This is a genomic window from Thermus islandicus DSM 21543, assembly GCF_000421625.1.
GTDB lineage: Bacteria > Deinococcota > Deinococci > Deinococcales > Thermaceae > Thermus > Thermus islandicus.
This window is the reverse complement of record NZ_ATXJ01000004.1, coordinates 53,448-71,726: the sequence shown is the minus strand read 5'-3', so window position 1 is coordinate 71,726 and position 18,279 is coordinate 53,448. Positions and strand designations below refer to the sequence as shown.

Annotated in this window: 20 protein-coding genes; 11 read left to right on the top strand and 9 right to left on the bottom strand. The window is 69.0% G+C overall.

Annotated features, from left to right (window positions below):
* Together lgt and H531_RS0105585 are read right to left on the bottom strand one after the other, a co-directional pair.
* Positions 1-831 (bottom strand): prolipoprotein diacylglyceryl transferase, encoded by an 831-nt coding sequence (gene lgt, locus H531_RS0105590; protein WP_022798379.1) that lies wholly within the window; start codon positions 829-831, stop codon positions 1-3.
* 76 nt (positions 832-907) lie between these two features.
* Complete coding sequence (locus tag H531_RS0105585; protein ID WP_022798378.1) at positions 908-1,384, bottom strand: DUF456 family protein; 477 nt, start codon at positions 1,382-1,384, stop codon at positions 908-910.
* 128 nt (positions 1,385-1,512) lie between these two features.
* Between H531_RS0105585 and topA the strand changes: the two genes are divergently transcribed.
* Together topA and H531_RS13870 are read left to right on the top strand one after the other, a co-directional pair.
* Positions 1,513-3,957 (top strand): type I DNA topoisomerase, encoded by a 2,445-nt coding sequence (gene topA / locus H531_RS0105580; RefSeq protein WP_022798377.1) that lies wholly within the window; start codon positions 1,513-1,515, stop codon positions 3,955-3,957.
* A complete protein-coding gene (locus H531_RS13870; protein WP_022798376.1) occupies positions 3,957-4,220 on the top strand; it encodes a hypothetical protein in 264 nt (87 codons plus the stop codon). Before topA ends, H531_RS13870 begins: the two co-directional genes overlap by 1 nt.
* Here H531_RS13870 and H531_RS12855 read toward each other — a convergent pair.
* Genes H531_RS12855 through H531_RS12850 form a run of 3 tightly spaced genes read right to left on the bottom strand, consistent with a single transcriptional unit; the run spans position 4,102 to position 6,512 of the window.
* Positions 4,102-5,283: a VanW family protein gene (locus H531_RS12855; RefSeq protein WP_022798375.1), complete on the bottom strand. Its 1,182-nt coding sequence runs from the start codon at positions 5,281-5,283 to the stop codon at positions 4,102-4,104. The two genes, H531_RS13870 and H531_RS12855, sit on opposite strands and share 119 nt — an antisense overlap.
* A gap of 48 nt (positions 5,284-5,331) precedes the next feature.
* Positions 5,332-6,066, bottom strand: a complete 735-nt coding sequence (locus H531_RS0105565; RefSeq protein WP_022798374.1) for a pseudouridine synthase — start codon at positions 6,064-6,066, stop codon at positions 5,332-5,334.
* The gene (locus H531_RS12850; RefSeq protein WP_245540665.1) at positions 6,063-6,512 is read right to left on the bottom strand and encodes a HEPN domain-containing protein; all 450 of its coding nucleotides are present in this window, start codon (positions 6,510-6,512) and stop codon (positions 6,063-6,065) included. The genes H531_RS0105565 and H531_RS12850 overlap by 4 nt, the downstream gene beginning before the upstream one ends.
* Positions 6,513-6,531: 19 nt before the next feature.
* Here H531_RS12850 and H531_RS0105555 point away from each other — a divergent pair, with 19 nt between their 5' ends.
* Together H531_RS0105555 and H531_RS0105550 are read left to right on the top strand one after the other, a co-directional pair.
* Positions 6,532-7,659, top strand: coding sequence for a serine-tRNA(Ala) deacylase AlaX (locus H531_RS0105555; RefSeq protein ID WP_022798372.1), 1,128 nt, complete (start codon positions 6,532-6,534; stop codon positions 7,657-7,659).
* 4 nt (positions 7,660-7,663) lie between these two features.
* The gene (locus H531_RS0105550; protein WP_022798371.1) at positions 7,664-8,434 is read left to right on the top strand and encodes an SDR family NAD(P)-dependent oxidoreductase; all 771 of its coding nucleotides are present in this window, start codon (positions 7,664-7,666) and stop codon (positions 8,432-8,434) included.
* Between the two features lie 58 nt (positions 8,435-8,492).
* Here H531_RS0105550 and H531_RS0105545 read toward each other — a convergent pair whose 3' ends face one another.
* Positions 8,493-9,035, bottom strand: a complete 543-nt coding sequence (locus H531_RS0105545; RefSeq protein ID WP_022798370.1) for an FAD-dependent oxidoreductase — start codon at positions 9,033-9,035, stop codon at positions 8,493-8,495.
* Between the two features lie 49 nt (positions 9,036-9,084).
* On the opposite strand from H531_RS0105545, the gene H531_RS0105540 reads away from it, so the two are divergent.
* The gene (locus H531_RS0105540) at positions 9,085-10,410 is read left to right on the top strand and encodes a PASTA domain-containing protein (protein ID WP_022798369.1); all 1,326 of its coding nucleotides are present in this window, start codon (positions 9,085-9,087) and stop codon (positions 10,408-10,410) included.
* Between the two features lie 187 nt (positions 10,411-10,597).
* Here H531_RS0105540 and H531_RS12845 read toward each other — a convergent pair whose 3' ends face one another.
* A complete protein-coding gene (locus H531_RS12845; protein ID WP_022798368.1) occupies positions 10,598-11,074 on the bottom strand; it encodes a copper chaperone PCu(A)C in 477 nt (158 codons plus the stop codon).
* A gap of 366 nt (positions 11,075-11,440) precedes the next feature.
* Here H531_RS12845 and H531_RS0105530 point away from each other — a divergent pair, with 366 nt between their 5' ends.
* Together H531_RS0105530 and H531_RS0105525 are read left to right on the top strand one after the other, a co-directional pair.
* Positions 11,441-11,773 carry a YraN family protein gene (locus H531_RS0105530; RefSeq protein ID WP_022798367.1) on the top strand — a complete coding sequence of 111 codons (333 nt, stop codon included), beginning with the start codon at positions 11,441-11,443 and terminating at the stop codon, positions 11,771-11,773.
* Positions 11,774-11,788: 15 nt separating this feature from the next.
* Positions 11,789-13,576, top strand: coding sequence for a menaquinone biosynthesis decarboxylase (locus H531_RS0105525; protein ID WP_022798366.1), 1,788 nt, complete (start codon positions 11,789-11,791; stop codon positions 13,574-13,576).
* Here H531_RS0105525 and H531_RS0105520 read toward each other — a convergent pair.
* Positions 13,573-14,511 carry an HD-GYP domain-containing protein gene (locus tag H531_RS0105520; RefSeq protein ID WP_022798365.1) on the bottom strand — a complete coding sequence of 313 codons (939 nt, stop codon included), beginning with the start codon at positions 14,509-14,511 and terminating at the stop codon, positions 13,573-13,575. The genes H531_RS0105525 and H531_RS0105520 overlap by 4 nt on opposite strands.
* 3 nt (positions 14,512-14,514) lie before the next feature.
* On the bottom strand, positions 14,515-14,871 hold the full coding sequence (locus H531_RS12840) for a DUF4388 domain-containing protein (protein WP_022798364.1): 357 nt from the start codon (positions 14,869-14,871) through the stop codon (positions 14,515-14,517).
* A gap of 73 nt (positions 14,872-14,944) precedes the next feature.
* On the opposite strand from H531_RS12840, the gene trmB reads away from it, so the two are divergent.
* From trmB to tatC, 4 genes are read left to right on the top strand one after another with little or no spacing between them, the layout of a single operon-like run.
* The gene (trmB, locus tag H531_RS0105510; RefSeq protein WP_022798363.1) at positions 14,945-15,895 is read left to right on the top strand and encodes a tRNA (guanosine(46)-N7)-methyltransferase TrmB; all 951 of its coding nucleotides are present in this window, start codon (positions 14,945-14,947) and stop codon (positions 15,893-15,895) included.
* Between the two features lie 4 nt (positions 15,896-15,899).
* A complete protein-coding gene (gene glmU / locus H531_RS0105505) occupies positions 15,900-17,261 on the top strand; it encodes a bifunctional UDP-N-acetylglucosamine diphosphorylase/glucosamine-1-phosphate N-acetyltransferase GlmU (RefSeq protein WP_022798362.1) in 1,362 nt (453 codons plus the stop codon).
* A 44-nt stretch (positions 17,262-17,305) separates the two neighbouring features.
* The gene (locus tag H531_RS0105500) at positions 17,306-17,524 is read left to right on the top strand and encodes a Sec-independent protein translocase subunit TatA/TatB (RefSeq protein ID WP_022798361.1); all 219 of its coding nucleotides are present in this window, start codon (positions 17,306-17,308) and stop codon (positions 17,522-17,524) included.
* Complete coding sequence (gene tatC, locus H531_RS0105495) at positions 17,521-18,264, top strand: twin-arginine translocase subunit TatC (protein WP_022798360.1); 744 nt, start codon at positions 17,521-17,523, stop codon at positions 18,262-18,264. The genes H531_RS0105500 and tatC overlap by 4 nt, the downstream gene beginning before the upstream one ends.
* The last annotated feature ends 15 nt before the right edge of the window (positions 18,265-18,279 follow it).

Sequence of the window (18,279 nt, the reverse complement as noted above, 5' to 3'; positions counted from 1 at the left end):
TTACCCCCCTTCCCGGCCCAGGCGCCGAAGCATGTAGAGGGATAGCAGCACCAAAGGCAGGCTCACCACCTGGGTGGCGGTGAAGAGGCCGATGCCGAGCTCGGGGTTATGGTACACCGGAAGCCAAAGGGGGTTCAGGCGGAAGGGCTCCTCCAGGACCGAGCGGAGCACACTATACCAGAGGAGAAACTGCCAGAAGGCGTAGCCGTAGAAGGGCCTTCGCTTGAGCCAGTAGAGGGAGAGGGGGAGGAGGAGGAGCCCCACCAGGGCCCCGTAGACCTGGCTAAGGTGCACCGGCCCCCGCAGGAGCTCGGTGCAGCGGTAGACCTGGGAGATGTCGTCAATGCCCGGGCAGACGCCGGGAAAGCCCCGGGCCCACTCCGGCCAGGTGAAGCCGATGGGCAAGGAGGTCAGGCGGCCTGCGGTATCCGAGCCGTTCATGAGGTTGCCGATCCTCCCGGCGATGATGCCGAGGGCCACCCCCGGGGTGGCGGCGTCCAGGTAGGGCCATAGGGGGTAGCCCCGTTTCCTGTGGAAGTAGTAAAAGGTGAGGGCGCCGCCCAGGACAGCTCCGTGGAAGGACAGACCCCCGTGCCATATATAGAGCACTTCTACGGGATTTTGCAGGAAGTAGCCGGGAGAGGTGAGGACGTAGCCGAGCCTTGCCCCGACCACCCCGAAGACCACCGCCCAGAAAGCCACGGTCTCAAACCTTTCCGTGTCCAGCCCCCAGGCCTTGAGGCGCCTTTTGGCCAGCTCAAAGCCGAGGAAGATGGCGAGGGTGAGGAGAAAGCCGTACCACTGGATGCGCAGGGGACCGATCTGGATCATGGTGGGGTTCATGCCTCACCTCCGGACGCCCCGCGGGGGGCCAGGACCCGCTCCATGGTCAAGAGCATACCAGCCCCTAGAAGATGGCCCGCACCACCACGAGCCCCATGGCCAGGTGGACCAGTACCTTGGCCACCACCCCTCCCAGAAGGCCCACCAGGGTTCCCCAGGCGGCCCTCAGGGCCTCCTCTGCCCTCCTTCCCGAGAGGTATTCAAAGAGCCATGCCAGGAGGAAGGGGAGGAGCAGTACCCCCACCACCCCCAGGGAAAGGCCCAAGATCCCTCCGAGGAAGGCCCCCCAGAGCCCTGCCCGGCTTGCCCCGTAGCGCCTGGCCCCCACCAGGGCGGCCAGGTTGTCCAAGAGGAGGGCAAGAAGGGCCAAGGCCCCAAGGAGGAGCCAGCTCCCGAGGGAAAGCTCCCGGAAGCCTAGGAGAAGCTCGTGCAGGAAGGCGCCAAGCAGGATGACCAGGGTGGCGGGCACCAGGGGGACGAAGGTAAGGGCCACCCCGAGCGCCCACAGGACCACGAAGAGCCAATCGGCGAAGACCTCCACGGAAAGAGCCTAGAGGAAGACCCCATGAGAAGGGAAAGGGAGGAGCGAGGACCTGGCGATGGGGCCAAAGACCGGGGTGGGGTGGCCAGGCTTGACAAGGCCGCTCCCACCCCCCTAAATAGGGGGCGATGCCCGGTACGAAAAAGCGCCAAGGCGATGACCCCGCCACCTTGGTGGTGGTGGAATCCCCGGCCAAGGCCAGGAGCATTCAGAAGATGCTGGGGCCTTCCTACGAGGTCCGGGCCAGCAAGGGACACGTGGCCGACCTGCCGGAGCGGACCCTCGGGGTGGACGTGGAGCGGGGCTTCACCCCCACCTACGAGGTCATCCGCGAGAAAAAGGCCGTGGTGGAAGAGCTCAAGCGGGCCGCCCGTGGCAAGCGGCTCCTCATCGCCACCGACCCCGACCGGGAGGGGGAGGCCATCGGCTGGCACGTGGCAAGGCTTTTGGGCCGGGACCCGAAGGAACCCATCCGGGTGGAGTTTCACGAGATCACCCCCAAGGTGGTGCGCCAGGCGGTGGAGGCTCCCAGGCCCATAGACCAGAACCTGGTGGACGCTCAGCAGGCCCGGCGGGTCTTGGACCGGCTCGTGGGGTACAACCTTTCCCCCCTCCTCTCCGTGGAGTTCCGCAAGCGGGCCCTTTCCGCAGGCCGGGTGCAGAGCGTGGCCCTACGGCTCGTGGTGGAGCGGGAGGAGGAGATTGAGGCCTTCCGGAAGGAGGAGTACTGGACTCTGACCGGGGAGTTTTCCGTGGAGGGGAAGACCCTCCCCGCCCTCCTCCTGGAGGTGGACGGGAAGCGCCTCTGGACGGGCCAAGGGGAAAAGGAAGGCAAGCTTCACGTAAGGACCGAGGCCGAGGCCCAGGCCCTGGCGAAGGCCGTGGGGGAGATGCCCTACCGCGTGGCCCAGGTGGAGACCCGGGAGCGCCGCAAGGCGCCGCCGCCCCCCTTTACCACCTCCACCCTGCAGCAGGCGGCCAGCAGCCGCCTGGGCTACACGGCGAGCCGCACCATGCGCATCGCCCAGCGCCTTTACGAGGGAGTGGACCTGCCGGAGGGCACCGTGGGCCTCATCACCTACATGCGCACCGACTCGGTCAGGGTTTCCCCCGAGGCCCTGCAGGCCGCCAGGGAGGTGATCCGGGAGGCCTTCGGGGTGGAGTACCTTCCGGAAGCCCCACGGGCCTACAGGAACCGCAAGGAGGGGGTGCAGGACGCCCACGAGGCCATCCGCCCCACCGACCCCAGGCGCACCCCGGAGAGCCTGAGGAGGCACCTCACCGAGGAGGAGTACCGCCTCTATGACCTCATCTGGCGCCGCTTCCTGGCGAGCCAGATGCGGGACGCCCTCTACGAGCAGACCTCGGTCTTCCTGGAAAGCGGCGGGCAGCGCTACCTCTTCCGCGCCTCGGGCTCGGTGCTCCGCTTTGAGGGCTACCTCAAGGCCTGGGGACGGGAAGAGGAGGGCGAGGAACCCCCGGTGCCCGCCGTGCCCGAAGGGGCTCCGGCAAAGCTCCTTCGGGCTATCCCCGAGCAGCACTTTACCGAGCCTCCACCCCGCTACACCGACGCCTCCTTGGTGAAGGCCATGGAGGAGCTCGGGATCGGGCGCCCCTCCACCTACGCCCCCACCCTCGAGACCCTGGAGAAGCGGGGCTATGTGGAACGGCGGGGGCGCACCCTCCTTCCCACCCCCTTGGGCCGGGAGGTGACCCGCTACCTCAAGGAGCGGTTTCCCCAGGTGGTGGCCTACGAGTTCACCGCCCGGATGGAAGACCGCCTGGACCAGGTGGAAGAGGGCCGGGCCCCCTGGCCCCAGGTGGTCCTGGAGTTCTACGAGCCCTTCCTGGCCGAACTCGCCCAGGTGCCCAAGAAGGCCTGTCCCAGATGCGGCCGTCCTCTGGAGCTCAAGGTGAGCCGCTACGGGCAGTTTTTGGGTTGCACGGGCTACCCCGAGTGCACCTACACCGAGCCCCTGGAAAGACGGGAGGCGGAGCCCATCGGGGAGGACTGCCCCAAGTGCGGAAAACCGCTCCTCCGCAAGGAGGGCCGATACGGAAGCTTTATCGCCTGTTCGGGCTACCCTGGGTGCGACTACACCCGGGATGACGGCCGCCCCACGGACCGCACCTGCCCCAAGTGCGGGGGGCGCATCCTGGAAAAGCGGGACAGGCGGGGCAGGCCCTACTACAAGTGCGAGGAGCGCACCTGCGACTTCCTCTCCTTCTATCCCCTTCTGGACAAGCCCTGCCCCACCTGCGGCTGGCCCCTGGTGAAGAAGGGCGAGGGCGCCTGCCTCAACCCGGCCTGTCCCGACCACGATCCCCGGCTCGCCAAGGTGCGCCCCGCAACCCCCGCCAAGGGGAAGGCCCAAGGGACTCCCAAGCCCCCCGGGGATTGGGCCGAGCTCAGGCCCTACCTCCCCGAGCTCCCCAGGGAAGAGCGGGAGGCGGTGGAGGCCTTGGCCCGGGGCGAGGGGCTCGGGGAGAAAGAGGCTAGGCTCGCCAAGCGGGCCCTCTTCAAGCTCCGCATGCGGAAGGGCCGGGCAAGAAAGGAGGGGGTCAAGGCCTGATGGAAAGCTACAAGCTCCACCTCCTACGCTTGGCCCGGGAAGGGGTGGTGGAGGTGCCGGGGGTACCCTTGCGGGCCTACGCCCTCACGGCTCCAGAAGGACCTCGGGAAGGGGCTTTCTACCTTCTCCTCGAGGGCGAGCTGGTCATTGACCTGCCGGAAGGGCGCTACCTCCACCTGAGGCGGGGGGAGGGGGCGGTGGTGCGGGAGCCGCACCGCCTCCTGCCGGTGGCCGGGGCGGTGCTCCTGGAGCTTCCGGTCTAGGCCCCACCCGGTAGACCGCCCCCCAGGGGCGGTAGCGGCTGATCACCCGGTCTTGGCGCACCTTGCCGTCCGCGTACCGCACCAGGCGCCGCACCTCCACCCGGGCTCCCTCGGCGGCGAAGTCCACCTGCCTTCGGGCGCCTGGGGGCAGGCTGGGGTCCTGGATCTCCCTGGGCGGTAGCGGAGGGGTGCGCTCCGACACGAAAGGCCCTTCCCAGTGCACCTCCCGGTCCTTGGTGCCGAAGAGGTGGAAGCGGAGCCTGGTACCCACCACGGAGCGCTGGATGAGAAGGTGCCCTGGGGTATCGTTTAGGACCTTGAGGTCCTTGTAGGGCTGGAAGACGGCGGCGTCCAGCCCGGGAGGCTTGTAATAGGCCACCTGGTAGCTGTGGGGGTGGCGCTCCATGATGGGGAGGCCGGCGAGGAAAAAGGCCCGAAAAAGGGTGGTGGATACCTGGCAGACCCCGCCTCCCACGCCCTTCTCCGTCTGGTCCCCCAGGATGACGAAGGCCTCCGCGTAGCCCTCTTCCTCGGTCACGGGGCCCAGGGCCTGGTTGAAGGAGAAGAGGCCGGGAGGGATGAGGAGGCCGTCCAGCCTCTTGGAGGCCAGGAGGAGGTTGTGGACGCGCTCCCGGCTGGAGCCCCGGAAGTCAGTTTCCCCCGTAGCCAGGTGCGCCCGCACCCCCAGGGCGTAGAGGTCCTCGAGGCTCGGGGTGGGCGGGAGGTAGCGGGCGGGAAGGCGGAAGCTCCGCCTTCCCGCGGCCAGGGCCTCGCGGTAGGCGGCCAGGGCCTCCTTCTCCTCAAAGGCCAGGCCCTTCCTCTCCACTCCCCTCCACCTTCCTCCCTCCAAGACGAAGCGGGGTGGACGGGGGTCCCGGGTAAGCCGCTTCAGGAGGGCCTTAAGCTCCCCCTCGGAGGCCACGGGGTAGCGCTGCACCCCCGTGTAGGTGAGGAGCTTGCCCTCCTCTATGGCCTCTTCCTGAAGCACCAAAAGGGCTTCCAAGGGCTCGGGAGCACCCCAGGCCAGGGCGCCGAGGAGGACCAGGACCCAAAGGAGCCTCACCGGTCCTGAGGGTACCACGTCTCCCGGGAGCAGGATGGAGCCAAGGCCTCAAGTTAGCCCCCTCGAGGCCGACTCCGGCGAGAGGCCTACCGCCTGGTAGAGGGCCGCCTCCTCCCCGGGGGTCAGGGGCCGGGCCTCGCCCCTGGGCAGGTCCCCCAGGGCGAGAGGGCCCAGGGCCAGGCGCTTGAGGTAAACCACCCGGTTTCCCCGAGCGAGGAACATCCGCTTCACCTGGTGGAAGCGTCCCTCCAGGAGGACTACCTCGGCCCAGGTGGGGTCCTTGAGGGGGATGAGCTCGGCGGGAAGGGTTTTTCTGCCCTCCAGGAGGATGCCTTCCCGGAAGGCCCTTTGGTCCTCCGGGTTCACGGGCTTTTCCAGATGCACCAGGTAACGCTTCTTCACCTTGTGCCGGGGGTGGGTGAGGCGGTGGAGGAGTTCCCCATCCGTGGTGAAGAGGAGGAGGCCCTCCGCGTCCTTGTCCAGGCGGCCCACCGGGGAAAGGTCCCGCGTGGGGAAGCCTTGGAGGAGGGCGTAAACGGATGGGCCCTCCGCGCGGCTCGTCACGTACCCGCCAGGCTTATGCAGGAGGACGTGGTGGTGGCGGCGGAGGAGGAGAGGCTTTCCGTCCAACCGGACCTCGGCCTCCTCCGGCACGTGGAAGCCCGGGTCCCGCACGGCCTCCCCCGTCACCAGGACCCGCCCCGCGCGCACCAGCCTCGCCACCTCCTTGCGGCTTCCCAGGCCCAGGCGGGCGAGGAGCCTGTCCAGCCTTTCCCCTTTCATAAGTCCCCCCGGGCCACAGAGCCATAGAGGAAGACCTGGGCCTCCCCCAAGACTTCCCGCACCCGCCTGGCGTACGCCCAGGCCTCCAGCCTCCCCTCGAGGCCACGCCACGCCTCCTCTACCCAGGCGAGGGACACCCTGGCTGCCTCCAGAGCTTCCTGGGCTCGCTCTTCTGTGCAGTATTCGTGGGGGCTTCCTTCCGGGTAGGGGATGCAGCGCAGGTCCAGCCCCTTGGCCGCCTCCTCCACTTCCTCTTCCCGGAGGGCCTGGATGAGGCGTAAGAGGGCGTGGCCGAAGGCGGACCTTCCCAGACCGCGGAGGAGGGCTTTGAGGGCGTACTCCGCCTTGAAGCTCGCCCAGTCGTAATCCCCCTCTTCCAGGTCCCGTTCCCCGGAGGCGAGGGTAGGGCGCGCCTGGGCGAACTCCTCCCGGTCCAAGGGCGCCATCCTCCTTATCCTAAGGGGCATGAGGCTCTACCAGCTGGACAGCTACGCCACCCGCTTCCAGGCCCGGGTGGTGCGGGCCTGGAGCGATGGAAAGGGGCACTACGCCGTGCTTTCCGAGACCCTTTTCTACCCCGAGTCTGGGGGCCAGCCCGCAGACCAGGGCGTCCTCCGGGGACCCTTCGGGGAGGTCCGGGTCCTCGGGGCCTACGAGGAGGAGAAGGCCTTCGGGGATGTGGTTCACCGGCTTTCCGCTCCTATCCCCGAGGGGGCCGAGGTGGAGGGGGAGATTGACTGGGCGAGGCGCTTCCGCCACATGCAGCGCCACACCGCCCAGCACCTCCTCTCCCAGGCCCTCCTCCGGGCCGGGGGCTACCACACCGTAGCCGTGAGCCTGGACTCGCCGGTGTGCACGGTGGACCTCGAGGAGGAGGCGGAGGAGGAAGGGATCCACAAGGCCGAGGCCCTCGCCAACTTCGCCGTCTACGCCGACTACCCGGTGGAGGCCTTCTTCGTCTCCGAGGAGGAGCTGGCCCATTACCCCCTAAGGCGCCCCCCCAGGGTGCAGGGGAGGGTGCGCCTGGTCAGGATCGGGGACTTTGACCTGGCGGCCTGCGGGGGGACGCACCTTAAGACCAGCGCCCAGGCCGGGCCCATCAAGGTGCTCCGGTGGGAGCGGTACAAGGGGGGAACCCGGGTGTACTTCGCCGCGGGGTGGGAGGCCCTGGAGGACTACCACGCCAAGCACGCCCTCCTCTCCCGCCTGGCCCTCGCCTTCTCCACGAGCCCCTTGGAGGTGGAAAAGCCGGTAAGGAAGCTGAAGGAGGCGCTTTATGCCCTAAAGGGGGAAAGCCAGGCCCTCAAGGAGGCCCTGGTGGAGGCCCTTCTGCCCAAGGCCCTCGAGGCGGGGGTCCTTTTGGTGCCCGAAGCCGTCCTCGGGGACCTGGCGAAAAGGCTCCTGGGCTGGGGGGATCGGACCTTCCTCCTCCTCTCCCCGGAGGGCCGCTTCGCCCTTTTGGGCCCGGGGAAGGAGGCCGTCCTGGAGCGCCTCAAGGCCCTAGGGGCGAGGGGCGGGGGCAGGGAGGTGGTCCAGGGGGCCCTGCCCAAGGAGCGGGTGCCCCAAGCCCTGGACCCGGGGCTCGTAAGCTAGGGGTATGGGGCTTTTGGAGGGCAAGGGGGTGTTGGTGACCGGGGCGGCCCGGGGCATCGGCCGGGCCATCGCCTTGGCCTTCGCCCGGGAGGGGGCCATGGTGGCCCTCTGCGACGTGAGGCCCGAAGGCCTCGAGGTGGCGGAGGCCGTCGGCGGGTTCTTCGTCCAGGCGGACCTGGCCGAGGAAAGGGACCGGGAGCGGTTTGTGGAGGAGGCGTCCCGGGCCCTGGGACGGGTGGACGTCCTGGTGAACAACGCCGCCACCTCCTTCCCCGGCTCCGCCCTCACCGTGCCCCTTCCCGAGTGGCGGAGGGTGCTGGAGGTGAACCTCACCGCCCCCATGCACCTCTCCGCCCTCGCCGCCCGGAGGATGCAGCGGGTGGGGGGAGGGGCCATCGTGAACGTGGCCAGCGTCCAGGGGCTCTTCGCCGAGCAGGAGAACGCTGCCTATAACGCCTCCAAGGGGGGTCTTGTGAACCTCACCCGGTCCCTGGCCCTGGACCTCGCCCCCTTGGGGATCCGGGTGAACGCCGTGGCCCCGGGGGCCATCGCCACCGAGGCGGTCTTGGAGGCCATTTTGCTTTCCGAGGACCCCGAAAAGACCCGCCAGGACTGGGAAGACCTCCACGCCCTAAGGCGCCTGGGACGGCCGGAGGAGGTGGCGGAAGCGGTGGTCTTCCTGGCCTCGGACAAGGCCAGCTTCATCACCGGGGCCGTCCTCCCCGTAGACGGGGGGATAACGGCGAGCTTCATGATGGCGGGGCGGCCCGTGTAGGGCCACCCATGCGGGCGCAAACTCGCATGGGGGCCCCCGTCAAACCTTGGGCGGGAAGCTACTGGGCGTGGTCCTTGTAGGGCTCGCCCCGAAGGTCGGAGACGAGGTGCACGGCCACGTAGGCCCCGTCCCCCGCGCTCACGATGGCGTGGCCCGGCACCTTCCCTCGGGCCACCCCGGCGGCGTAGACCCGGGGGTAGCTGGTGCGCCCCCCCTCATCGGTGTCTATGAAGGTGCCCCGCCGCGCGAGGCCCAGGAGGGAGGGAAGGGTGGGGTCCTTGTGGGTGCAGAGGAGGAGCCTTTCCGCCTCCTCCACCCCCCTTTCCGTCTCCACTTCAAAGACCCCGCCCATGTCCCGCACCCCCTTCACCACCCCGGGGCGGACCTCCGCCCCGTAGCGCCGGGCGTGCTCCCGTAGGCGCTCCAGAAGGGCTTCCCCGGAGGGTTCGTCCAACAGTCCTGGGTAGTTGGGCACCCGGCTCACCTGCAGGACCTGGGAGCGGCCCCCGTCCAAGACCAGGACCCGCAGGCCCGCCCGGGCCAGGAAGAGGGCGGCGGCAAGCCCCGAAGGGCCCCCGCCCACCACGAGGACATCCCACATACCACCCTGAGTATAAGGGCCCCCGGGGACAGGGTATAATCGGCGGCGCATGCTCCTGGATGACCGCTACCCGGTGCTGGAGACCCTGAAGGCGCAGGAGGGGGTGACCCTCTACCGGGTGGAGGGGGGGTGGGTCTTCTTCTTTGAGGTGAGGACCCCGGAGGAGAAGGAGCGCTTCTACCGCTACCGGGCCGCGGTCCGCCGCCTGCAGGAGCTGGGGCTCGTGGAGGCCCAGATCTCCGCCAAGCCCGGGCGCCACTACGTCTTCTTCCCGGAGAGGCCCCTGGCCCGCAGGCCCCCGCCCAAGGAGGCCCTGGCGGCCCTAGCCCCCCTGGGCTTCGGGGGGGAGCACCTGGCCATGGCCGAGGACGGGGTGGCCTACCTCTCCCCCTGGCCCCTCCAGGGCTCTCCTGGGGCCCGGGTTGGCCGCCCTGGCTTCCTCCTGGGGGTCGCCCCTGGCCTCCTCCTCGCCCTCCTGGGCCTCTGGCTTTTCTCCCAGGGGCTCTACCGCTACTTCAACCCACCGGAGTACGCCGTCCCTGACCTGGTGGGCAAAACGGCCCGGGAGGCCTTCCTCCTTCTGAAGGACACGGGCCTGAACCTAGAGGTGGCCGAGGGGAACGACCCTACCAAGCCCAAGGAGGTGGTCCTGGCCCAGGAGCCGCCTCCCGGCACCCGGCTCAGGGAGGGCCGCACCGTCCGCCTCGTCCTCAACCAGGCCCGGCTCAACCCCCTGCCCAACCTCCAGGGCCTCGAGGAGGCGGCGGCGGAGGCCAGGCTTCTGGAGCTCGGTTTCCGCGTGGAGGGCAAGGCCCAGGTGGAGGGCCCCGGGGCTTTGGGGGTGGTCCTGGGCACCGACCCGCCGCCGGGCACCCCCATGCCGCCGGGAGGGGGGGTGCGCCTCCTCCTCTCCCTGGGGCAAGGGGGAGGGCCCGCGGTGCCCTTGCCCCAGTTCACGGGCCTTTCCCGGGAAGAGGCCCTCTTCCTCCTGAACGCCGCCGGGCTCCAGGCCCGGGTGGAGGAGGTGCCCTCCGGGGCCCCTCCAGGCACGGTTCTGGCGCAGGACCCCGCCCCGGGCACCCCCGTGCCCCCAGGGGGTGGGGTGCGCCTGAGGGTGGCGGTGCGGGGGGAGGTGCTCCTGCCCCCCGCCTTCCCCCCGCCCCCGGAGCGCACCGTGAACCTCTCCCTGAACCTTCCGCCGGAGGCTGCGGGGCATCAGGTGCGCCTGGTGCTCTTGGACGAGCGGGGGGAGCAGGTGGTGTACGAGGGCGAGGGGCGGGAGGGCCTGCGGTTGGAGGGCGCTTACCAGGTCCAGGGGGAGGCCCGCTTCCGCCTCTACCTGGACGGGGCCCTTTTCCAGGAGTGGACCCCATGACTTCCCCATACCACCCCATGCGGGCTCCGGTAGAAAGTCCTCGTGAGGTTTTTGGAGCCTAGGAGTGCAGGAACTAAAAGCCTGTGGGCATCCTTCATGGGGGACCCAAAAGGGGCCGCCCCCCTCAAGCCCCTAACGGTGCCTTCGGGGGGCGGATCAGAACAAAGAAACTGACCGGGATCGCGTCCTAGGAGCCCCCATCAGGGTTCGGGGGGTCCAGTCGGACCGGTACCTGGAGGGGGAGGACCTTGCCTCCTTCCAGGAGAACCTCCACCTGGATCACTTCCCCCAGTTTGAGGGGCCTTTTTAGGCCCATGAGCATGCCGTGGTACCCCCCGGGCCGGAGCTCCAGCCTGGCCCCGGGTGCAAGGAGGTAGCCCTCCACGGGTTCCATCCGGGCCACCCCTGTGTTCGGGTCCATGCGGGTCTGGTGAAGCTCGGATTTGGCCGCCACAGGGGAGCGGAAGCCCAGGATCCGGATGGGGGCGGGACCAGGGTTGAAGAAGGTGCCGAAGAGGGCGGCCGTGTTGCCGCCCACGTAGCGCACCCAAAGCCCCTGGGCCTTTAGAGGGCCTTCCGAGGGGCCATGGGTGTGCGCCGACGGGGTGCCTTGCGCCCAAACCAGGGCGCCCAGGGTCAAAAGCATCCAAAAGATGCGCCGCACGTGTGACCTCCTTGAGGAGTGTTCCGAAGCCTAAGAAGCCTAAGAAGCCGAAGCCGCCTGCCTGCGCCCCGGAAGCGGGCGGGGCGCGGGCCCGGAGGGCCTGAAGGCCTGGCCTTCCCGGGCGGGGCCGGTTCCGGGCGGGCCGGGAGGGGGCCCGCCGGGGCCGTTCCAGGGGCGGGTGCCCCGTGGGCAGGGTCAGGGGCAGGCAGAGGGAGCAGTGGCCTTCCGGGGAGGCGGGATGCTTCGCGTGGGGGTGGAGGAAGGGGCCGTAGTAGGCCTCCAGCCGCAAGGGGCCCAGGAGGAGGAGGAAGACCACCACCCCAAGGCGCATACCCGCCTTATGCTACGGAGGAGGGGAAGGTACGGATGTCCCGGGGTCGGTGGGCCGAGGCGGCAGCCCTGCGCTACCTTCTGGGCCAGGGCTACCGCCTCCTTGGGAAAAACCGCCGTACCCCTTTCGGCGAGGTGGACCTCTTTCTGGAGAAGGACGGGGTCTACGTGGTGGTGGAGGTGAAGCAGAGGGCCTCCAGCCGCTTCGGTACGCCCCTCGAGGCCCTCACCCCCGGGAAGGTGAGGAGGCTCCTCCAAAGCGCCCGCTTCCTCCTGGGGCGGGACGACCTGCCGGTGCGCCTCGAGGCCGTTTTGGTCCAGGGCACCCCGGAGGACTTCCGCCTGGAGCACATGGCCCTGGAGCTCTAGCGGGTAAGCTTAGGGGTGTTTCGGAACCTTCGGGCTTACCTCGAGGCCCTGGAACGGCGAGGGGAGCTCAGGCGGGTAAGGGTGCCCGTGAGCGCCGAGCTGGAGATCGCCGAGATCGCAGACCGCATGGTGAAAAGGGGGGGTCCTGCCCTCCTCTTTGAGCGGGTTTTGGGGAAGGACTTTCCTGTAGCCATCGGCCTCTTCGGCACGAGGGAGCGCACGGCCTTTGCCCTGGGCGTGGAGGACCTGGACGCCCTGGCGAGAAAGGTGGAGGCCCTCCTCGCCCTAAGCCCCGGCCGGGGAGGGCTTTCCGCCCTCATGGGGCTTCTCCCCAAGCTCCCCCTCCTCCGGGGCTTCTTCCCCAGGCGCGTGAGGCGGGCCCCGGTGCAGGAGGTGGTGTGGCAGGGAGAGGCGGTGGACCTAGGGCGCCTTCCCGTCCTCAAGAGCTGGCCCCTGGACGGGGGGCCCTTCCTCACCCTGCCCCTGGTCATCACCAAGGACCCGGAGACCGGGGACCTCAACCTCGGCATGTACCGCATGCAGGTCCTGGACCAAAGGAGCACCGCCATGCACTGGCAGCTCCACAAGGTGGGCCGCCGCCACCTGGAGAAGGCCAAAAAGCTGGGCAGGAGGCTGGAGGTGGCCGTGGCCTTGGGGGGGGACCCGGTCCTCACCTACGCCGCCACGGCCCCCCTGCCCCCTTTGCCGGGGGTGAGCGAGTTCCACCTGGCAGGCTTCCTCCGGGGAGCCCCTATAGAGCTCGCCCGGGGCGTCACGGTGGACCTTCCCGTGCCTGCCGAGGCGGAGTTCGTCCTCGAGGGCTACATTGACCCCGAGGAGCCCCTGGTGGAGGAGGGGCCTTTTGGCGACCACACGGGCTTCTACACCCCCGTGGACTTCTACCCCCGCTTCCACGTCACCGCCCTCACCCACCGCCGAGGGGCCCTTTACCCGGCCACCCTCGTGGGGGTCCCCCCCATGGAGGACGCCTACCTCATTGAGGCCAGCGAAAGGCTCTTTCTCCCCGCCCTCCGCCTCGTCCTCCCCGAGGTGGTGGACTACCACCTACCCCCCGAGGGGGTGGCCCACAACTGGGTGAACGTGGCCTTGCGCAAGGAGTACCCGGGGCAGGCCTACAAGGTGGCCTACGGGATGCTGGGCCTCGGGCAGATGATGTTTGCCAAGGTCATCGTGGCCGTGGACGAGGACGTGCCCTTAAAGCCGGGCTTTCCCGCCCTCCTGGAGGCCCTTCGCCACGCCCTCCCGGGGCGGGACACCCTCCTCCTCCGGGGCCCCGTGGACGTCCTGGACCATAGCTCTCGGGCCTTCGCCTTCGGGGGGAAGCTCGTCATTGACGGCACGAGAAAGCTCCCCGAGGAAGGGGGGGAGGTGGCCTTCGCCCCCAGGGCCCACCCCGAGCTCCCCCAGGACCCTGAGGTGGTGGCCCAGAGGCAGTGGCCGGGCCTTTGGGGGGCGGTGCTGGAGAAGCGCCGCCCCCACCAGGCCTGGGAGGTGGCGAAGAGGCTTCTAGAGGCCCCCCAGAGCGCCGGGATCCGGCTCCTCCTCCTCGCCGACCAAGACACCGCCCTGACTCCTGAGGAACTCCTCTGGTACGTGCTCAACAACATAGACCCCGAGCGGGACGCCCGGGTCATGCCGGGGGTGGAGGGGCCGGTTCTGGTCCTGGACGGCACGAGGAAGCTTCCCGAGGAGGGGTTCCATAGGGTCTGGCCCGAGCGGATCCGCATGGACCCTAGGGTGAAGGCCCTGGTGGAGGCGAGGTGGGAGGAGTACGGCCTCTAGAGGGCCCCGTGGCGAAGAAGGGCGCTCCCTAGGACCTGAACCGCTTCCCGAGAGAGCCTCCCCTCCCAAGCTTCCCTGGCCAGGGCCTCGAGAGCCTCCTCCGGGCGCAGGGCCTTGCGGTAGGTGCGCCTGCTGGTGAGGGCGTCGTAGATGTCTGCGGCGCTCAAGACCTGGACCAAAAGGGGAACCTCCGTAAGGCCGTCCGGGTAGCCCGAGCCGTCCAGCCTTTCGTGGTGCCAGCGCACGTAGGGGCGGAGGCGGGGATGGGCCTTGAGGGGCTTCAGGATCTCGTCCCCCCTTACGGGGTGCTCCCGGATGAGCCGCCACGCCTCCTCGGAAAGGGGGTGTTCCCCCCGGAGGATGGAGTCGGGAATGGCGATCTTGCCCACATCGTGGAGGAGAGCCCCCATCCTGAGGTCCTCCAGGGCCTGGCCCTGGACCCCAAGCTCCTCGGCCGCATGGAGGGCGTACCGGGCCACCCGCTCCCCGTGCCCCGCGGTGTAGGGGTCCTTGGCCTCCACCGCCCGCACCAGGGCGAGCAGGGCCCGCTCCAGGTCCTCGAGCTTCTCCTGGAGCCGCCGCCTCTCCAGGTGCCCCTGCACCCTGAGGCGGAGCTCGGCCAGGTCCACGGGCCGATTGAGGAAGTCGTCCGCGCCTGCCTCTATCCCCTTGAGGCGGGCCTCCCGCTCCCCGTCGGCGGTGAGAAGGATCACCGGAAGGAGGGGGTCCAGGGCCTTGACCCGCCGGGTGAGCTCCAGGCCGTCCATGAAGGGCATGTGCAGGTCGGTGAGCACCACCTGGGGGAGCCCCTCCTCGAGGAGGTCCAGGGCCTCCTGGCCGTTCCTGGCCTCGCGCACCTCCACCCCCAAGGAGGCCAGGGCCCGCCTCAGGAGGAAGCGCTGTGCGGGGTCGTCGTCCACCAGAAGGACGTACACGCCCTACCTCCCTGCGGAGGGGAACGTGGCGCGCCCGCGTTCGTCCGTAAGGGTGGCCAAAGAGAGGAGCGCCCGTTCCAGGGGCCAGTTGAGGCGGAACCCGTGGCGGGGTCTGACCCCGGGGAGGAACTCAAAGTTCCCTTCCCGGGCTGCTAAGAGGGCGAGAAGGGTTTCCTTGGCCCTCGAGGGTGGTAGGGGCTTGCCCTTTTGGTCCAGGGAGCGGATATGCCCGGGCTTGAGGAAGAGGGTGGTGGCGGGAAGGCCCTTCACGTTCCAGATTTCCAGGGCCCCCTCCCTGTACCGCAGGGCCTGGAGGAGCTCGTCCAGGGGCAAATCCTTGAGGTTTCCGTAAAGGGGCATCTCCCAGCCTCCTAGAACCCAGGGTAGAGGGGGGATGTGAAAACCCCGTGAACCTCTGCTAGAATGCCCCGCCGTGCTGGTGCGCCCCGCCCTCCTCCCCTCCTGGCCCCCCCGCCTGGAGGACCTCTTCGGCCGGGCAGGCCCTCTGGTCCTGGAGATCGGCTTCGGGGACGGGCGCTTCGCCGCCGAGCTCGCCAAGGCCCACCCCGGCTGGCTTCTCCTCGGGGCCGAGGTCTCGGCGGGAAGCGTGGTCCGAGCCCTTAGGCGCCTGCGCCGCGAGGGGGTGGAAAACGTTCGCCTCTACCATGGCCAGGGTCCCTTCGCCCTCAGGAACCTGGTGCCGGAACGAAGCCTCCTCCAGGTCATCGTCAACTTTCCTGACCCTTGGCCCAAGAAACGCCACCGGGGGAGGCGCCTCCTCCAGGAGAGCTTCTTCCGCAGGCTCTCCACCCGGCTTGGGGAGGGCGGGGCCCTCCTCCTCACCACGGACCACGAGGAGTATTTCCGCTTCGCCCTGGAGGAGGCGGAGCGTACCGGGCTTTACCGCGTAGAGGTGCGGCCTCCTCCCGAAACCCACCTGCGGACCAAGTACGCCCTAAAGTGGGAGGCGGCGGGGCGGGGCTTCTTCCATGCGGTCTTTACCAAGGTGGCCGAAGACCCGAGCCCCTGGCCCCCCATCCGGAGGTATCCCGTGGCCCATGCCCTTCTGGAAGGAAACCTTCCCGAGTCCCTGCCCTTCAGAAAAACCCCGGTGCCCTTGCGGAAGGGGATGGCGGTCTTCTTGGAGGTGGCCCGGGGAGAGGAGGGCGCCTACGTCCTCACCCGCGTGGAGGAGGAAGACCTCGTCCAGGAGCTGCTTCTGGAAGTGCGAGAAAGCGAACGCGGCCTCTACGCGGGGGTGAGCCGCTTCGGGAGCCCCCTCATCACCGACGGGGTCAGACAGGCGGTGGCGGCCCTGGTGCGCCTGCTGGAGCCCTTGGGGCTAAAGGTGGTGCAGGACCACACCGGGGAGGGGCTAAGATAGCCCTATGCACGCCCACGTGATCCTGGCCGCAGGGCAGGGGACGAGGATGCGGTCCCGCCTGCCCAAGGTGCTCCATCCCCTTCTCGGTAAGCCCCTTGTGGCCTATGCGGTGGAGGCTGCCCTGGCCCTACGGCCAGAGCGCCTTGTGGTGGTGGTGGGCCACGGGGCGGAGAGGGTGAAGGAGGCCCTGAAGGACTACCCCGTGGTCTTCGCGGAGCAGGAGGTGCAGCTCGGCACGGCCCACGCCCTTTTGCAGGCAGAGCCCCTCCTAATGGGCTTCCCCGGCCCTTTCCTCGTGACCCAGGGGGACACCCCTCTCCTCCGTCCCGAGACGCTGAAGGCGCTCCTAGACCGCCTTGAGAAGGGGGCGGGGATGGCCCTCCTCGCCGTGGAGCTAGAAGACCCCACAGGCTACGGCCGCCTCCTCCGGGAAGGGGAGGAGGTGGTGGGGAACGTGGAGGAGAAGGACGCCTCCCCTGAGGTCCGGGCAATCCGGGAGGTAAACGCCGGGGCCTACGCCTTTGACGGCTTCCTTTTCCAGGCCCTCAAGGAGGTGCGGAACGAAAACGCCGCCCGGGAGTACTACCTCCCCGACCTCATCGCCATCTACCGCGCGAAGGGGAAGCGGGTGGTGGCGGTGCGGGGGCTGGCGGAGGAGGCGCTAGGCGTGAACACCCGCGAGGAACTCGCCCGGGTGGAGGAGGTACTCCTCAGGAGGCTCCGCGCGGAGTGGATGCGGAAGGGGGTGCGGATGATCCTCCCCGAGACCATTTACCTCGAGCCTTCCGTGGAGCTCGCCCCGGATGTCACCCTGTGGCCCGGGGTGGTCCTCAGAGGGAGGACGCGGATCGGCGAAGGGTGCGAGGTGGGGGCGTACAGCCTCCTGGAGGACACCGTGTTAGAGCCCGGAGCCCGGGTCCTCTCCCACACCGTGGCCCAGGGGGCCCACCTCTATCCCGGGGCTTCCGCAGGGCCCTTCGCCAGGCTCAGGCCTGGGGCGGTCCTTAGGGAGGAGGTCCACGTGGGGAATTTCGTGGAGGTCAAGCAGAGCCTCCTCCACCGTGGGGTGAAGGCCGGGCACCTGGCCTACCTGGGCGACGCCGAGGTGGGGGAGGGGACGAACGTGGGGGCCGGGGTCATCACCGCCAACTACGACGGGCGGCGCAAGCACAAGACCCTGATCGGCAAAAGGGCCTTCATCGGCTCCAACAGCGTCCTCGTGGCCCCCGTGCGGGTGGGGGATAAGGCCCTTGTGGGGGCGGGGAGCGTCATCACCCAGGACGTGCCCGAGGGCGCCCTGGCCGTGGCCCGGGGGCGGCAGAGGAACCTCGAGGGCTACGCCCTGAAGAAGCTTTCGGAGGAGTAGGCCCTTTCACCCATCCTTCACCCCGCCGGTGGTACACTCAGGCTATGAACCTGGGCATGCCCGAGATCCTGGTCATCCTCCTGGTCGCCCTCCTCATCTTCGGGCCCAAGAAGCTCCCCGAGCTGGGGCGCTCCCTGGGCCAGAGCATCCGCGAGTTCAAGCGAGGGGCCCAAGAGATCCGGGAGGAGCTGGAGAAGAGCGTGGAGGTAAAAGAGGAAAAGCCCATCACCGCCCCCTCGGCTAAGGAGGAGCCCAAGGCTTGAAGGAAGCCCCCCTCGTTGAACACCTGGAGGAGCTCCGCGCCCGCCTGATCTGGGCCCTCCTCTCCTGGGCGGTGGGGACGGGAGTGGCGTGGACCTTTCGGGTCCAGCTCCTGGACTGGCTCAAGCACCCCCTGGACCTGGCGGCCAAGCAGAACGGCATCCAGGTGAACCTCATCGTCTTGGACATCACCGAGCCCTTTTTGGTCTCCTTGAAGGTGGCCGCTTTTGGGGGCCTCGTGCTTGCCCTTCCCTTCATCGTGTACCAGGTCTGGGCCTTCATTGCCCCCGGCCTCTACGAGCACGAGAAGCGCCTCGCCGTGCCCTTCCTCCTGGGGGCGGGGTTCAGCTTCGCTCTGGGGGCGCTGTTTGCCTACTACGGTTTTTTGCCCTTCGCCATCCCCTTTCTTCTCGGCTTCCTGGGGGATGTGGTCACCCCCCAGATCTCCATCGGCCGCTACATGGGCCAGGTCCTGATGATGATGGGGGTCATGGGGGTGGTCTTTGAGATGCCGGTGGTGAGCTACCTCCTGGCCCGCCTGGGGATCCTTTCCTCGGCCTTCCTCGCCCGCAACTGGCGGGTTGCGGTGGTCCTTCTCCTCACCCTGGCCGCGGTCATCACCCCCACGGTGGACGTCTTCTCCCTGGGGGTGGTGGCCCTGCCCCTCCTCCTCCTCTACTGGATCTCCGTCCTGGTGGCCCGGCTGGCGGAGAGGCAGCGGCCCAAGGAGGAGGCCGCTTGACAGCCCGGGGGGCCT

What these genes read in the sequence shown, in the direction of transcription:
- lgt (WP_022798379.1), bottom strand. Translation starts at nt 831, where the DNA reads ATGATCCAGATCGGTCCCCTGCGCATCCAGTGGTACGGCTTTCTCCTC.
- topA (WP_022798377.1), top strand. Translation starts at nt 1,513, where the DNA reads ATGCCCGGTACGAAAAAGCGCCAAGGCGATGACCCCGCCACCTTGGTG.
- H531_RS13870 (WP_022798376.1), top strand. Translation starts at nt 3,957, where the DNA reads ATGGAAAGCTACAAGCTCCACCTCCTACGCTTGGCCCGGGAAGGGGTG.
- H531_RS0105565 (WP_022798374.1), bottom strand. Translation starts at nt 6,066, where the DNA reads ATGAAAGGGGAAAGGCTGGACAGGCTCCTCGCCCGCCTGGGCCTGGGA.
- H531_RS12850 (WP_245540665.1), bottom strand. Translation starts at nt 6,512, where the DNA reads ATGGCGCCCTTGGACCGGGAGGAGTTCGCCCAGGCGCGCCCTACCCTC.
- H531_RS0105555 (WP_022798372.1), top strand. Translation starts at nt 6,532, where the DNA reads ATGAGGCTCTACCAGCTGGACAGCTACGCCACCCGCTTCCAGGCCCGG.
- H531_RS0105550 (WP_022798371.1), top strand. Translation starts at nt 7,664, where the DNA reads ATGGGGCTTTTGGAGGGCAAGGGGGTGTTGGTGACCGGGGCGGCCCGG.
- H531_RS0105545 (WP_022798370.1), bottom strand. Translation starts at nt 9,035, where the DNA reads ATGTGGGATGTCCTCGTGGTGGGCGGGGGCCCTTCGGGGCTTGCCGCC.
- H531_RS0105540 (WP_022798369.1), top strand. Translation starts at nt 9,085, where the DNA reads ATGCTCCTGGATGACCGCTACCCGGTGCTGGAGACCCTGAAGGCGCAG.
- H531_RS0105530 (WP_022798367.1), top strand. Translation starts at nt 11,441, where the DNA reads ATGTCCCGGGGTCGGTGGGCCGAGGCGGCAGCCCTGCGCTACCTTCTG.
- H531_RS12840 (WP_022798364.1), bottom strand. Translation starts at nt 14,871, where the DNA reads ATGCCCCTTTACGGAAACCTCAAGGATTTGCCCCTGGACGAGCTCCTC.
- glmU (WP_022798362.1), top strand. Translation starts at nt 15,900, where the DNA reads ATGCACGCCCACGTGATCCTGGCCGCAGGGCAGGGGACGAGGATGCGG.
- H531_RS0105500 (WP_022798361.1), top strand. Translation starts at nt 17,306, where the DNA reads ATGAACCTGGGCATGCCCGAGATCCTGGTCATCCTCCTGGTCGCCCTC.